Raw genomic sequence first — 14,404 nt, forward strand, 5'->3', positions numbered from 1 at the left:
GGAGCCGCTTACGCCTCAGCCGAAGAACGGGAGCTGGTGGATGAGCTCGGGGGCGGCGGCGATGATGAGGAAGTGGATCGCGCGGCCCGCCAGGCCGACGCCGAGGAAGCCCAGCAGCGGCAGTCCGGCCGCGCCGGAGAGGAAGCACAGCACGGTGAACGGCGGGAAGCTGAGCACGGCGCTGATGAACAGCACCCCGAGGCCCCACCGCGGGTGGCTGCTGGTGCGCTCGTGGAACTTCTCCAGCCAGGCCGCCCACCGGCCGCCGCGCTTCGCCTCCGTCATCCGGCCCAGCCGGGAGCCGAGGCTGAACCCGCCGCGCCCGGCGAGGTAGAACAGCGTCTTGCCGGTCAGCTGCCCCACCGCGGCGGCGAGCGCCAGCGCCCACCAGCTCAGCCCGTCCACGGCGCTGAGCACGCCGACCAGGTAGAGCTCGATGTTGGCCAGGGGGAAGACGCTGCCCAGCAGCGCGGTGCCCGCGGTGGCCAGCAGCCACCCGATCACCCTGCGGTTCCCGGCCGGCGGGTGCGGGGGAGAGCGGGCATCAGGACGGACTCCACGGAACTCGAACGGGGGAACGCGGCGACCTTACCGGCCGGGTTCCCGGGCCCGGGCACGGGAAGGCCAACCGCGCGGGCAGGGGGCGGTGCGGAGACCGCGCCGACCCCGGTGGTCAGTCGTCCGGGTTCCAGCTGAGCAACCGGACCCGGCTGACCGTGCGCAGGTGGCGGCGCATCGCGGTGGCGGCGGCGCGGGGCTGCCCGGCGCGGACGGCCTCGGCGATGCGCTCGTGCTGGGCCAGCGACCGGGGCGGGCGCTTCGGCTGGCGCAGCGACTCCTGGCGGCTTTCGGCGATCTCCGCGGCGATGGTGCGCATGAACTCGGCGAGCATCGCGCTGTGCGCGGCGGCGGTGATCGCGGCGTGGAACCGGCGGTCTCCCTCGGCGCCCAGCTCGCCGCGCTCGACCTCCGCGCGCATGTCGGCCAGCGCCGCGTCGATCTCGGCGAGGTCGTCGTCGGTGCGGCGTTCCGCGGCGAGCTCGGCGAGCTTGGTCTCCAGGCCCTCGCGGGCGTCGAGCACGTCGGGCAGCCGGTTGCGGCGGGCGACCAGCTCCGCCACCGGCTCGCTGTCCAGGACGGCGCGCAGCAGGTAGGTCCCGCCGCCGTGGCGGACCTCGACCAGGCCCTGCACCTCGAGGACCACGATCGCCTGGCGCACCGAGGCGCGGCTGACGCCCAGCCGCTCGGCCAGCTCGCGTTCCGGGGGGAGGCGGTCCCCCGCGGCGAGACCGGAGGCCGCGACGTGTTCGCGCAGGCGCACCACGACCTGCTCGTAGAGCCTCGGCCGGGTCAGCGGCCGCAGCGCGTCCGACACCTGCTGCTCCCTGCTGCGAGGACGTCCGGGGAGGTCCGAGGCTAGCACCGGTCCGGAGGTCAGGTGGTCCGCGCACCGGACCACCGCGGACTCTTGACCACGTCCGGAGGGGGGCGCACAGTGGTCCAGCCAGTAAACCACTGCGCCCGGTCCCCGCACCTCCGGCGCAGGAGCGGTGAGGAGACAACGGTGTCGCCCGAGCTGATTTCCATCTACGCGCTGGTGGCCTGCTTCGTGCTGGCCACGACCATGTCGGTGAACATGGGGGTGCTCTCGTTCGCCGCCGCCTTCGCGGTCGGCAAGCTCGTCGGCGGGCTCTCCGAGGACGACATCCTCGCCGGATTCCCCGGGGACATCTTCGTGGTCCTCGTCGGCGTGACCTACCTGTTCGCGATCGCCCGCGCCAACGGAACGACCGACTGGCTGGTGCACTGGGCGGTGCGGCTGGTGGGCGGCCGGATCGCGGTGCTCCCCTGGGTGATGTTCGGGATCGCGGCCGTGCTCACCGCGATCGGCGCGGTCAGCCCCGCGGCCTGCGCGATCATCGCCCCGATCGCGCTGAACCTCGCGGCCCGGCACGGGATCAACCCGCTGCTCATGGGCGCCATGGTGGTGCACGGTGCGCAGGCGGGAGGGTTCTCGCCGATCAGCGTGTACGGGGTGATCGTGAACGGGGTGGTCGCCGACAACGGTCTGCCGGGCTCGCCGCTGGTGCTGTTCCTGGGCAGCTTCGCGCTGAACCTGGTGATCGCGGGCGTGGTGTTCGCGCTGTTCGGCGGGCTGCGGCTGGCCAGGGCGGAACCGGGACCCGAGGACGACGCCGAACCGGTGGAGCGGATGGGCCTCACCCGGGACCGGGTGCTGACGTTGGTGGGACTGCTCGCGCTGGTGCTGTGCACGCTGGTGTTCGAGCTGGACGCGGGTCTGGTCGCGATGACGGTCGCGGTGGTGCTCACCGTGCTCTCGCCGAAGGTCGCCAGGAACGCGCCCGCCGAGGTCACCTGGCCCACGGTGCTGCTGATCTGCGGGGTGCTGACCTACGTGGGCGTGCTGCAGGAGATGGGGACCATCGACTACGCGGGACGCGCCGTGGCCGGGGTGGGCCTGCCGCTGCTGGCCGCGCTGCTGCTGTGCTACATCGGCGGGGTGGTGTCGGCCTTCGCTTCTTCGGTGGGGCTGATGGGCGCGCTGATCCCGCTGGCGGTGCCGTTCCTGGCGACCGGCTCGATCGGACCGGTGGACGTGGTGACCGCGCTCGCGGTGTCGGCGACCCTCGTGGACGTCAGCCCGTTCTCCACCAACGGGGCGATCGTGCTGGCGAACGCCAAGGGCGTGGACCGCGAGGTGTTCTTCCGCCGCCTGATGGTCTACGGCGGCGTGGTCGTGGCGGTGGGGCCGCTGGCGGCCTGGCTGGTGTTCGTCGTCCCCGGACTGGGATGACCCGTGCTCGGACTCGGAGGTGTGCATGAATCGCGCAACGGAGCTGTTCCCCCGGCTGCACCGGCCGGAGGGCGGTGAGGCTCTGCGGTTCGGCGCTCGCGCGCTGAGCTACCGGGAGCTGGCCGCCGCCGCGGCCGGGGTCGCGGAGCGGATCGGCTCCGCCCGCCGCGTCGCGGTGTGGGCGACCTCGGAGCTGGAGACCTGCGTGGCGGTGTTCGGGGCGCTGGCCACCGGGGCGGCCGTGGTGCCGGTGAACCCGAAGATCGGGCAGCGGGAGCTCGCGCACGTGCTCGGCGACAGCGAACCCGAGCTGCTGCTGGCCGCGCCCGGCTTCGAGGCCCCCGGCGAGCTGGGCGAGGTCCCGGTGCACGAGGTCGACCTGGCACCCGGCGCCGGTCCGCTGCCCCCGGAACCGGACGAGGAGGCGCCCGCGCTCATCGTCTACACCTCCGGCACCACCGGGCCGCCCAAGGGCGTGGTGCTGCCCCGGCGCGCGATCCGGGCGAACCTCGACGCCCTGGCCGAGGCGTGGGAGTGGACCGAGCGGGACGTGCTGGTGCACGCGCTGCCGCTGTTCCACGTGCACGGGCTGATCCTCGGCACGCTCGGGCCGGTGCGGCTCGGCGGCACCGCGCACCACCTCGGCCGGTTCTCCTCGCGGGCGGTCGCCGAGGAACTGGCCGGATCCGCGACGATGCTGTTCGGGGTGCCGACGATGTACCACCGGCTCGCCGACGACGCCGAGCGCGACCCCGAGCTGGCGGCGGCGGTGGGCCGGGCGCGGTTGCTGGTGTCGGGCTCGGCGGCCCTGCCCGCGGTGGAGCACGAGCGCATCGAGCGGCTCACCGGCCAGCGGGTCGTGGAGCGCTACGGCATGAGTGAAACGATCATGAACTCGGGTGTCCGCGCGGGCGGGGACCGGCGGCCGGGCTACGTGGGCCTGCCCTTCGACGGGGTGGAGATCAAGCTCGTCGACGAGGCGGGTGCCACCATCGAGGTCAGCGACGACGAGACGGTCGGGGAGATCCTGGTGCGCGGCCGGAACCTGTTCACCGGCTACCTCAACCGCCCGGACGCGACCGCGGACGCCTTCGCGGACGGCTGGTTCCGCACCGGTGACGTGGCCACCCGGGCGCCCGACGGCTACCTGCGCATCGTCGGGCGCAAGGCCACCGACATCATCAAGAGCGGCGGCTACAAGATCGGCGCCGGGGAGATCGAGAACGCGCTGCTGGAGCACCCGGCCGTCGCCGAGGTCGCCGTGACCGGGAGTCCGGACCCGGACCTCGGCGAGCGCATCGTGGCCTGGGTGGTGCCCGCCGCGCCCGTCGCGGACGAGGAGGCCACCGCCCGCGAGCTCGCCGGGCACGTCGCCGGGCTGCTCACCCCGCACAAGCGCCCGCGCGAGGTGCGCTTCGTCGAATCCCTGCCGCGCAACGAGATGGGCAAGGTGATGAAGAAGGCGCTGAATGGCTGAGCGGCGGGGCGCGCGGGAGCTGATCGGCGCGCTGTGCGCGGACTTCGCCGAGTTCGACGAGCCGCCGCCGCCGACCCGGGCGAACGGGCCGCTGGGCTGGCCCGGCTACGACGACCAGCGCGCCCGCGCCACCGAGCGCACCGGCGAGGCGGAGTCCGTGCTCTGCGGCGTCGGCGTGCTCGGTTCGCGGCGGGCGGTGCTGATCGCCTTCGAATTCGGCTTCCTCGGCGGCTCGGTGGGGGAGCGGGCGGGCGCGCGGATCGCGGCGGCGTTCGAGCGCGCTCGCCGGTGGCGGCTGCCGGTGATCTCGCTGGTCGCCTCCGGTGGCAGCCGGATGCAGGAGGGCATCCGCGCGCTGGCCCAGCTCCAGGTGATCGCCCGGGCCTGCCTGCTGACCAGGCAAGCCCGCGTCCCGCACGTCTGCGTGCTGCGGCACCCGACGACCGGCGGCATGTGGGCGGCGCTGGCGGCGGGAGCGGACGTGGTGCTGGCCGACCCGGGGGCGGCGGTGGCCTTCGGCGGCAGCCGGGTCCGGGGCGCGCAGGACACCGGGGAGGCGTTCACCGCCGAGGGCAAGGCCGCCACCGGGCAGGTCGACCGGCTGGTCGCCGAGGACGAGCTGCCCTCGGTGCTGGCCGAGCTCGTCGACCTGCTGCACCCGCACCGCCTGCGCCGCCCGCCGGAACCGGCCCCGCTGCCCGCGCCGCTGCCCGCGCCACCGGTGGCGCGGACCGGCTGGGACGCCGTCGGCCGGGCGCGGGCCCCGGAGCGCCCGCGCGCCGCCGAGTACCTGGACCGCTACTTCCGCACCCGCTTCGACCTCGGCGGTGACCGGGCGGGCGGCGCGGACCCCGGGATGATGTGCGGGGTCGGCGAGCACGACGGCCGCCCGATCGCCTACGCGGCGCAGACGGGTGCGGCGAACACCCCGGCGGGGTTCCGCGCCGCGGCGCGGCTGGTGCTGCTGGCCGACCGGCTCGGCCTGCCGGTGCTGACGCTCGTCGACACCCCGGGCGCGGCCAACGGAGCCGACGCCGAGCGCGCCGGCGCGGGTCCGGCGATCGGTGAGCTGTTCGGCGCGGTGGCGGCGGCCCAGGTGCCGATCACGACCCTGGTGATCGGTGAGGGCGGCTCCGGGGGAGCGCTGGCGCTGGCCGCGCCCGGGGCCACCTGGATCACCTCGGACGCCTACTTCGCCGTCATCGCCCCGGAATCAGCGGCGGCGATCCTCAAGCGCCCGCCGGAGGAGGTGCCCGGGCTCGCGGGCAGGATGCGGTTGCGCCCGCAGGACCTGCTGGAGCTCGGCTTCGTCCGCGGGGTGCTGCCGCCGGGCTGAACCCGGTCCCCGCCCGTGCCGGGCCGCGGCGCCGCCGGTGACCGGTGGGACGGGGGTGTGATGGTCATCCCCTACCTCTTTCCCCGATGGTCAGGTTAGCCTAACCATACAGTCGTGATGCGGTCTCAACCCCGGGCCGCGCCGCCGAGGGAAAGGGCGAGATGGACCGCAGTGGGATCAGCGGGCGGATCGCGGTGGTGACCGGTGCCGCCCACGGCATCGGGGCCGCGGTGGTGCACGCGCTCGCCGAGCTCGGAGCGACCGTCGCCGCGGTCGACCTGGACGAGGACGCGCTCGCCGAGGTCGTGTCGGACGCGGCCGCGCGGGGGCACCAGGTGATGTCCTGCCCGGCCGACGTCGCCGACGCGCCGACCGTGGAATCGCTGGTGGAGCGGGTGGAGCGCACCGCGGGACCGGTGGACCTGCTGGTCAACGTCGCCGGGATCCTGCGCCCCGGCACCGTGCAGGAGCTCGACGAGCAGGACTGGCACCGGACCTTCGCGGTCAACACCACCGGGGTCTTCCACCTGTGCCGCTCGGTGTCGAAGCGGATGATCCCGCGCCGACGCGGTTCGATCGTCACGGTCGGCTCCAACGCGGCGGGCGTTCCCCGGCACGGGATGGCCGCCTACGGTGCCTCGAAGGCGGCGGCCACGCTGTTCACCAAGTCGCTCGGCCTCGAACTCGCCGAGCACGGCATCCGCTGCAACGTGGTCTCGCCCGGCTCCACCGACACGGCGATGCAGCACCGGTTGTGGGACGAGCGCGGGGCCGAACCGGTGATCACCGGATCGCTGGAGACCTTCAAGAACGGCATCCCGCTGCGCAAGCTCGCCACCGCCGAGGACATCGCGGAGGCCGTCGTGTTCCTGCTCTCCGACGGCGCCGGGCACATCACGATGCACGACCTGTACGTCGACGGCGGCGCCACGCTGCGCGCCTGAGCCGCCCCTTCGACCACACCCCCGCACGGAAGGCACACATGACCACCGGGAGCCATACGACCATGCGCGGAGCATCCGGCGACCTCGGCGCCCCGCCTCCGGCGGACCCGGCGACCCCGGGCGAGCCGCTGGGCCCGGGCCAGGGGGCCGCCCCCGCTCCGGCGGAGCTGCTGGACCACTACCGGGCGGGGACCTCGTTCTTCTTCGCCTCCCCCCGCGGTTCGATGCTGGCGCGCGGCGTCGACGCCCAGGTGCCGAAGACGACCGCCGGCGGGCGTGCCGCGCTGCCCCGGCAGGTCGCGGAGTTCCTGCGCGGCGCCGAGGAGTTCGGCCGGGTCGATCCGGTCGTGGTCGGCGCCGTGCCGTTCGCGGAGAACCTGCCCGCGCACCTGGTGCTGCCGAGCTCGGTGCACCGGGCCGGGCCGCTGACCGAGCGGGTCGGCGCGCCCAGCCCTCCCGAGCTGGAGTACCAGCTCCGGCAGGTCCCCGCGCCGGCCGAGTACGAGCGCGCGGTGGAGCGGGTCCTCAAGCGGCTGCGCGACGGCGGCCTGACCAAGGTCGTGCTGGCCCGTTCGCTGGAGCTGTCGACCTCCGCCCCGATCGATCCGGCCGGGGTGCTGCGCAACCTCGCGGGCGCGGACCCGGGTGGCTACACCTTCGCCGTGGACCTGCCCCGGCGCGGTGAGGAAGGCTCCGGTCAGCGCGCGGAGCACGCCCGCACCCTGCTCGGCGCCAGCCCGGAGCTGCTGGTGTCCCGGCGCGGGACGCGGGTCCGGGCCAATCCGCTGGCCGGGTCCCGCCCGCGCAGCGCCGACCCGGTCGAGGACCGCCGCCGCGCCGAGGAGCTGCTGCGCTCCGCCAAGGACCTGCGGGAGCACGCCGCCGTGGTGGAGGCCGTGGTGGCGGGGCTGAGCCCGCTGACCCGGGAGCTGGTGGTCCCCGAGCACCCCTCGGTGATCTCCACCGCCGCCATGTGGCACCTGTCCACCGACATCACCGGCGAGCTCGCCGACCCCGCCACCTCCTCGCTGGAGCTGGCCGCGGCGATGCACCCGACCCCGGCCGTCTGCGGGACGCCGCCGGAGGCCGCGCGGGTCGCGATCGCGGAGGCCGAGCCGTTCGAGCGCGGCTTCTACACCGGGATGGTCGGTTGGTGCGACGCCGCGGGCGACGGAGAATGGGTGGTCACGATCCGCTGCGCCGAGATCGAGGGCCCCTCGCTGCGGTTCTACGCCGGGGCCGGGATCGTCGAGGGCTCCGTTCCGGCCGACGAGCTCGCCGAGACCTCGGCGAAGTTCCGCACCGCGCTGTCGGCGATGGGCTGGGCCGACGCGCTCTAGCGCCCGGCCGCCCCCGGATCCCCGAACGAACAGGAACCACGAGATGCTGCCCGGATGCCCCACCTGGCCCGCCGAGACGGCCGAGCGCTACCGCGCGGCCGGGTACTGGCGCGGTGAGACCTTCGGCGAAGTGCTGCGCGCCCGCGCCGCCGAGCACGGCGAGCGGACCGCGGTGGTCGACGCCGCCCGCGCGCTGACCTACGCCGAGCTCGACGACCGCGCCGACCGCCTCGCGGCCGGGCTGCGGCAGCTCGGCATCGGCGCGGAGGACCGGGTCGTGGTGCAGCTGCCGAACATCGCCGAGTTCTACGAGGTGTGCTTCGCGCTGTTCCGCCTCGGCGCGGTGCCGGTGTTCGCGCTGCCCTCGCACCGGCTCACCGAGATCGCCTACTTCTGCGAGTTCAGCGCGGCCGCCGCCTACATCACCTGCGACGTCGAGGCCGGTTTCGATCACCGGGCGCTGGCCGCCGACGTGGTCGCGGCGGTGCCGGGACTGGCGCACGTGCTCATCGCGGGGGACCCCGGGGAGTCCGGTTTCTCCGCGCTGTCCGGGATCGGTGCCGAACCGTCCGACGTGGACGGTCCGGCGCCGGGGGACATCGCCTTCCTCCAGCTCTCGGGCGGCAGCACCGGGGTGCCCAAGCTGATCCCCCGCACCCACGACGACTACGCCTACTCCTTCCGCGCCAGCAACGAGATCTGCGGAGTCACCGCCGAGACCTCCTACCTGGTGGCGCTGCCCGCCGCGCACAACTTCCCGATGAGCTCCCCGGGCGCTCTCGGCGTGTTCCAGGCCGGGGGGCGCGTCGTGCTGGCCCGGCGCCCCAGCCCGGACGTGGTGTTCCCGCTGGTGGAACGGGAGCGGATCACGCTGCTGGCCGCGGTCCCGCCGCTGGCGCTGGTGTGGCTCGACGCCGCCGCGAACACCGAGCACGACCTCTCCAGCGTCGAGGTGCTCCAGGTCGGCGGCGCCAAGTGCAGCGAGGAGGTCGCGCGCCGGGTGCGGCCCGTGCTCGGCGCCACCCTGCAGCAGGTCTTCGGCATGGCCGAGGGACTGGTGAACTACACCCGCCTCGACGACCCGGAGGACGTCATCGTCTCCACCCAGGGGCGGCCGATCTCCCCGGACGACGAGGTCCTGGTGGTCGACGACGAGGACCGGCCGGTCCCGCCGGGCGGCACCGGACACCTGCTCACCCGGGGGCCTTACACGATCCGCGGCTACTACCGGGCCGAGGAGCACAACGCGAAGGCGTTCACCCCGGAGGGGTTCTACCGCACCGGCGACGTCGTCCGGTTCACCGCCGAGGGAAACATCGTCGTGGAGGGCCGGGCGAAGGACCAGATCAACCGGGGCGGGGAGAAGGTCGCCGCCGAGGAGGTGGAGAACCACCTGCTCGCGCACCCCGCGGTGCACGACGCCGCCGTGGTCTCCATCCCGGACCAGTACCTCGGCGAGCGCACCTGCGCGTTCGTGGTGCCGCGCGGGCAGCCGCCGAAGGCCCGGGAGCTGATCAGGTTCGTCCGCGATCGCGGGCTCGCCGGATACAAGGTGCCGGACCGCGTCGAGTTCGTCGACGAGTTCCCGCAGACCGGTGTCGGCAAGGTCAGCAAGCGCGACCTGCGCGACGCGGTGCGGCGCGAGCTGGTGCCGGGGCTCGAACGCCGATGAACCGGCCGGGGAGAGCTCCCCAGGTCGGAGCCGGAGCAGGACGGGAGGAACTACAGGTGGGCTTGCCGACGATCGCACCGTACCGGGTGCCGCGCCAGGACGAGCTGCCCGCGAACCGGGTGGACTGGCGGCCGGACCCGGAGCGCGCGGTGCTGCTGGTGCACGACATGGAACGCCACTTCGTCGGCGTCTTCGAACCGGACGCCGAACCGCTCACCGAGGTCGTGCCGAACATCCGCGCGCTCGCCGCGCGCGCCCGCGCGGCCGGGGTCCCGGTGGTGTACTGCGCGCAACCCAGCGGGCAGACGCCGGACCAGCGCGGGTTGCAGCTGGAGTGGTGGGGCCCCGGGGTCGCCGACGCCGCGCAGGAGGCGATCATCGACGAGCTCGCGCCCGAACCTGGCGACGTGCACCTGACGAAGTGGCGCTACAGCGCCTTCCAGCGCACCGAGCTCCGTCAGATGCTGCGCGACTGGGGCCGCGACGAGCTGATCATCACGGGGATCTACGCGCACATCGGCTGCCTGATGACCGCGGCCGAGGCCTTCCAGCAGGAGGTGCGGGCGTTCCTGGCCGCCGACGCGGTCGCGGACTTCTCCGCCGAGGAGCACCGGATGGCGTTGCAGTACGCGGCGAAGCGCTGCGCGGTGGTGGAGTCGACCGAACGCCTGGCTCGATCGCTGGCGCCGCGGCCGTCCGCGGTGGCATGAGCCCCGGAGGGGGAGGAGGACACGTGCAGGAGGGGACGATGAGCGGGAAGCTGACCTTGCGGGACGTGCGGGCCGACGTGGCCGAGCTGCTCTACGAGGACCCGTCGGAGCTCACCGATGAGGAGGACCTGCTGGACTGGGGGCTCGACTCGGTGCGGATCATGAGCCTGGTGGAGCGCTGGCGCGCCCGGGGCGTCGAGATCACGTTCGCCGACCTCGCCGAGCGCACCACGCTCGCCGAGTGGTGGGCCGTGCTGGAACCGAAGCTGCCCGCGTGAACCCGCTCCCGAGGCCCACGTCCTGAGGCGGCGAGCCCGAGCGGACCACCGGGACGATCGGCACCCCTGGTCAGGTCCGGGCGGACGGCGTCACGGTTCGTCCAGCAGGCGTCCGAGGCGGGCGGCGACGGTCGGGCGGCGCCAGTCCTGGGCGGGCAGCAGGTGCAGCAGCGCCTCGTGCGCCTCGACGTCGTCGCGCCCGGATCCGTCGGCGAACCGCCACAGCGCCTCCGGGTCGCGGGCCGCGAGCAGCGCACCGCGCAGCCCGGCGAGCAGGTCCGCTCGCTCCTCCCGGACCGCCGGGGCTTCCGAGGCGGGCAGCAGCGCGTCCCGGTGCAGCTCCAGCGCCTCCGCCAGGCGGCCCGCGCGCACCGCGGCCCGCAGCCGCAGGAAGTCCGCGTCCAGCTCGGCGTCGAGCCGGTACGGCTTGGTCCGCACCACGTCGTCCCCGAGCTGAGCGCGCAGCCGGTGGATCTCCGCGCGCACGGTCACCGGATTGCCCCGCTCGCCGTGCAGCGCCAGCGCCAGCTGCTCGGCGTTCACGCCCTCCCGGGACAGCGCCAGCACCGCCAGCAGCTCCGCGCGGCGCGGGCTCAGCGAGACCTCGCGCCCGCGCAGCTCCACCACGGGCCGGGAGGTGAGGAACCGCAACCGCACCGTCGGCGGCCACCGCGCGCCCGCCTGCCGCGGTGCGCGCAGCAGATAACCCTCGGCGAGCGGCTCGATGCGCACCTCCCGGCCACCCAGCAGCAAGGACCCGTCCGGGCGATCCAGCTCGACCCGCGCCGGCAGCGCGAGGTCGCCGGGCGCGGCCGCCACGACGCGGCCGGAGGAGCTCAGCAGCGCACCCGGCTCGCCGCCCAGCGCGCGCAGCGCGTCCATGCCCCGCTCCCGGAGCCGCTCGTCGCGGCGCGCCATCCGCTCCCGCAGCGTCCCCTCGACCAGCGTCGCGGCCGCCGAGACCAGCGCGGGCAGCGCCGGGTGCATGGTGTGCAGCGGGCCGCTGAGGTCGATGGCGCCCAGCAGTCCCCCGGTCTCCGGGTCGTGCACGGGCGAGGCCGCGCAGGTCCACGAGTGGTAGCGCCGGACCAGGTGTTCGGCGGAGTGGATCTGCACCGGCAGGCCGGTGGCCAGCGTGGTGCCCATCGCGTTGGTGCCGATGCAGGACTCGGACCAGGTGGTGCCCTCGGCGAGCCGCACCCGGTCGGCGTCCCGGCAGACGTTCGGATGGCCCTCGCGCCACAGGATGTTCCCCGCCGCGTCAGTGATGATCATGATGTGGGTGGTGCCGTCGGCGGCCTCCAGCAGCGTGCGCCGCAGCATCGGCACGCAGCCCGCGAGGGGGTGCGCGGCGCGCTCCTCGGCCAGCCGGTCGGCGTCGAACACCACCGGTGGCTCCCAGCGGTCCGGATCCACGCTGGCCGCGAGCGAACGGCGCCAGGAATCGGAGATCACCGGACGCGGGGACCGCGGGGCCCGCTGCCCGGACAGCACGGCGGAGTGCACCCGCCGCAGCAGGCGGGCGCGTTCCAGCGGATCGGCCGGGATGTCGTCGGTGCGCTTCATGACTCCGTGCTCGCAGCGGTGGAACGGCGGCGTCATCCCCGCGGCGGTGGTCGCCCGGCCCGGAGATCGGATCCGGCACCGTACCGGAAGCGCCCGGGTCCGTCGCGCCGGGAAGCCGCTGCACCGGATCGGCGGATCACGCCCGATCGGACCATCCTCGACCGTGACGCCGGTCGCGGGCAAGCGCGGTCACCCCGATGCCTCGCCCGGAGCCGGGCAACGCCACTGCAACGTGGCGCTGCGTAGCGTCACCGAGATACCGCACAACGTCGTACGGGAGGCAGCACATGACGCGCTACGCAGCACCGGGGACCGACGGTTCCGTGGTCGAGTACCGCTCGCGCTACGACCACTTCATCGGTGGTGAGTACGTGGCCCCCGCCCAGGGCGGGTACTTCGAGAACCCCACCCCGGTCAACGGCCGGACCTTCACCGAGATCGCCCGCGGCACCGCCGCGGACGTCGAGCGGGCCGTGGACGCCGCCGAGGGCGCCGCCCCCGCCTGGGGCCGCACGGCCCCGGCCGAACGCGCCGGGGTGCTGCTGGCCGTCGCCGACCGCATGGAGCAGCACCTGGAGGCGCTCGCGGTCGCCGAGAGCTGGGAGAACGGCAAACCCGTCCGCGAGACGCTGGCCGCCGACATCCCGCTGGCCATCGACCACTTCCGGTACTTCGCCGGTGCGCTGCGCGCCCAGGAGGGCTCGCTGTCGCAGATCGACGCCGACACCGTCGCCTACCACTTCCACGAGCCGCTGGGCGTGGTCGGCCAGATCATCCCGTGGAACTTCCCGATCCTGATGGCGGTCTGGAAGCTCGCCCCCGCGCTGGCGGGCGGCAACGCCGTCGTGCTCAAGCCCGCCGAGCAGACCCCGGCGTCCATCCACGTGCTGCTGGACCTCATCGCGGACCTGCTGCCGCCGGGCGTGCTCAACGTGGTCAACGGCTTCGGGGTCGAGGCGGGCAAGCCGCTGGCGTCGAACTCGCGGATCCGCAAGGTCGCCTTCACCGGCGAGACCACCACCGGGCGGCTCATCCTGCAGTACGCCAGCGAGAACATCATCCCGGTCACCGTCGAGCTCGGCGGCAAGAGCCCGAACCTGTTCTTCGACGACGTCGCCGCCCAGCGCGACGCCTTCTACGACAAGGCCGTCGAGGGCTTCACCATGTTCGCGCTCAACCAGGGCGAGGTGTGCACCTGCCCGTCCCGCGCCCTCGTGCAGCAGGGCATGTACCGGGACTTCCTGTCCGACGCCGTGGCGCGGACCGAGAAGATCAAGCAGGGGCACCCGCTGGACACCGACACCCAGATCGGCGCGCAGGCCAGCAACGACCAGCTGGAGAAGATCCTCTCCTACATCGACATCGGCAGGCAGGAGGGCGCCAAGGTCCTCACCGGCGGTGAGCGCATCGACCACGGCGGCGAGCTCGCGGGCGGTTACTACGTGCAGCCCACCATCTTCGAGGGCCACAACAAGCAGCGGATCTTCCAGGAGGAGATCTTCGGTCCGGTGGTCTCGGTGGCGTCCTTCGCCGACTACGACGAGGCGATCAAGACCGCCAACGACACCCTCTACGGCCTCGGCGCGGGCGTGTGGTCCCGCAACGGTTCCACCGCCTACCGCGCGGGCCGGGACATCCAGGCCGGCCGGGTGTGGGTGAACAACTACCACGCCTACCCGGCGCACGCGGCATTCGGCGGCTACAAGCAGTCCGGCATCGGCCGCGAAACGCACAAGATGATGCTGGACCACTACCAGCAGACGAAGAACCTGCTGGTCAGCTACGCGGACAACGGCCCGGGGCTGTTCTGATGGGCGAGCGGGAGACGGGCGTCCCCGCCCGGGTGGCCGTGACTCCGGAGGCGGCGGACCTCATCCGTCGCCTCCGGGCGCAGCACGGGCCGGTGATGTTCCACCAGTCCGGCGGTTGCTGCGACGGCAGCGCTCCGATGTGCTACCCGCAGGGGGAGTTCCGGACCGGGGCCTCCGACGTGCACCTCGGGGACCTGGCGGTCCCCGCCGAGGACGGGACGCCGGACCCGGTGCCGATGTGGATGTCGGGCTCGCAGTTCGAGCTCTGGAAGCACACCCACCTCACCGTCGACGTCGTCCCGGGCCGGGGCAGCGGCTTCTCCCTGGAAGCTCCCGAGGGCGTGCGCTTCCTGATCCGCTCGCGGCTGCTCACCGACGACGAGTGGCAGGAGCTCGGCCAGGGCTGACGCGCCGGGGGGGGGGGGGGGGGGGGGGGGGGGGGGGGGGGGGGGGGG

13 protein-coding genes are annotated in these 14,404 nt (G+C 74.1%); 10 read left to right on the forward strand and 3 right to left on the reverse strand.

Translation table 11 applies throughout. The features are described 5' to 3' along the window. Positions 1-15: 15 nt before the first annotated feature. Together ACL03H_RS03415 and ACL03H_RS03420 are read right to left on the reverse strand one after the other, a co-directional pair. The gene (locus ACL03H_RS03415) at positions 16-504 is read right to left on the reverse strand and encodes a hypothetical protein (protein WP_412809565.1); all 489 of its coding nucleotides are present in this window, start codon (positions 502-504) and stop codon (positions 16-18) included. Between the two features lie 169 nt (positions 505-673). After that, positions 674-1,375: a FadR/GntR family transcriptional regulator gene (locus tag ACL03H_RS03420; protein ID WP_412809566.1), complete on the reverse strand. Its 702-nt coding sequence runs from the start codon at positions 1,373-1,375 to the stop codon at positions 674-676. Between the two features lie 189 nt (positions 1,376-1,564). Here ACL03H_RS03420 and ACL03H_RS03425 point away from each other — a divergent pair, with 189 nt between their 5' ends. The 8 genes from ACL03H_RS03425 (at position 1,565) to ACL03H_RS03460 (ending at position 10,572) form a co-directional block, all read left to right on the forward strand. Next, a complete protein-coding gene (locus ACL03H_RS03425) occupies positions 1,565-2,815 on the forward strand; it encodes an SLC13 family permease (RefSeq protein WP_412809567.1) in 1,251 nt (416 codons plus the stop codon). Between the two features lie 25 nt (positions 2,816-2,840). Beyond that, positions 2,841-4,292 carry an acyl-CoA synthetase gene (locus ACL03H_RS03430; protein WP_412809568.1) on the forward strand — a complete coding sequence of 484 codons (1,452 nt, stop codon included), beginning with the start codon at positions 2,841-2,843 and terminating at the stop codon, positions 4,290-4,292. Beyond that, positions 4,285-5,628, forward strand: a complete 1,344-nt coding sequence (locus tag ACL03H_RS03435; RefSeq protein WP_412809569.1) for a carboxyl transferase domain-containing protein — start codon at positions 4,285-4,287, stop codon at positions 5,626-5,628. Before ACL03H_RS03430 ends, ACL03H_RS03435 begins: the two co-directional genes overlap by 8 nt. Positions 5,629-5,789: 161 nt before the next feature. After that, positions 5,790-6,572, forward strand: a complete 783-nt coding sequence (locus ACL03H_RS03440) for a 2,3-dihydro-2,3-dihydroxybenzoate dehydrogenase (RefSeq protein WP_412809570.1) — start codon at positions 5,790-5,792, stop codon at positions 6,570-6,572. A 62-nt stretch (positions 6,573-6,634) separates the two neighbouring features. Continuing rightward, the gene (gene dhbC, locus ACL03H_RS03445) at positions 6,635-7,912 is read left to right on the forward strand and encodes an isochorismate synthase DhbC (RefSeq protein ID WP_412809571.1); all 1,278 of its coding nucleotides are present in this window, start codon (positions 6,635-6,637) and stop codon (positions 7,910-7,912) included. Between the two features lie 43 nt (positions 7,913-7,955). After that, entirely contained in the window at positions 7,956-9,584 is a 1,629-nt protein-coding gene (locus tag ACL03H_RS03450) for a (2,3-dihydroxybenzoyl)adenylate synthase (protein WP_412809572.1), read from the forward strand. Between the two features lie 56 nt (positions 9,585-9,640). Beyond that, complete coding sequence (locus tag ACL03H_RS03455) at positions 9,641-10,294, forward strand: isochorismatase family protein (RefSeq protein ID WP_412809573.1); 654 nt, start codon at positions 9,641-9,643, stop codon at positions 10,292-10,294. A gap of 38 nt (positions 10,295-10,332) precedes the next feature. Beyond that, on the forward strand, positions 10,333-10,572 hold the full coding sequence (locus ACL03H_RS03460) for a phosphopantetheine-binding protein (RefSeq protein ID WP_412809574.1): 240 nt from the start codon (positions 10,333-10,335) through the stop codon (positions 10,570-10,572). A gap of 90 nt (positions 10,573-10,662) precedes the next feature. Here ACL03H_RS03460 and ACL03H_RS03465 read toward each other — a convergent pair whose 3' ends face one another. Next, positions 10,663-12,138, reverse strand: a complete 1,476-nt coding sequence (locus ACL03H_RS03465) for a sigma-54-dependent transcriptional regulator family protein (protein WP_412809575.1) — start codon at positions 12,136-12,138, stop codon at positions 10,663-10,665. Between the two features lie 287 nt (positions 12,139-12,425). Here ACL03H_RS03465 and exaC point away from each other — a divergent pair, with 287 nt between their 5' ends. Then, positions 12,426-13,949 carry an acetaldehyde dehydrogenase ExaC gene (gene exaC / locus ACL03H_RS03470; RefSeq protein WP_412809576.1) on the forward strand — a complete coding sequence of 508 codons (1,524 nt, stop codon included), beginning with the start codon at positions 12,426-12,428 and terminating at the stop codon, positions 13,947-13,949. Beyond that, positions 13,949-14,356, forward strand: a complete 408-nt coding sequence (locus ACL03H_RS03475; RefSeq protein WP_412809577.1) for a DUF779 domain-containing protein — start codon at positions 13,949-13,951, stop codon at positions 14,354-14,356. Before exaC ends, ACL03H_RS03475 begins: the two co-directional genes overlap by 1 nt. Positions 14,357-14,404 lie beyond the last annotated feature (48 nt).

The organism is Saccharopolyspora antibiotica (assembly GCF_047200635.1).
Lineage (GTDB): Bacteria > Actinomycetota > Actinomycetes > Mycobacteriales > Pseudonocardiaceae > Saccharopolyspora_C.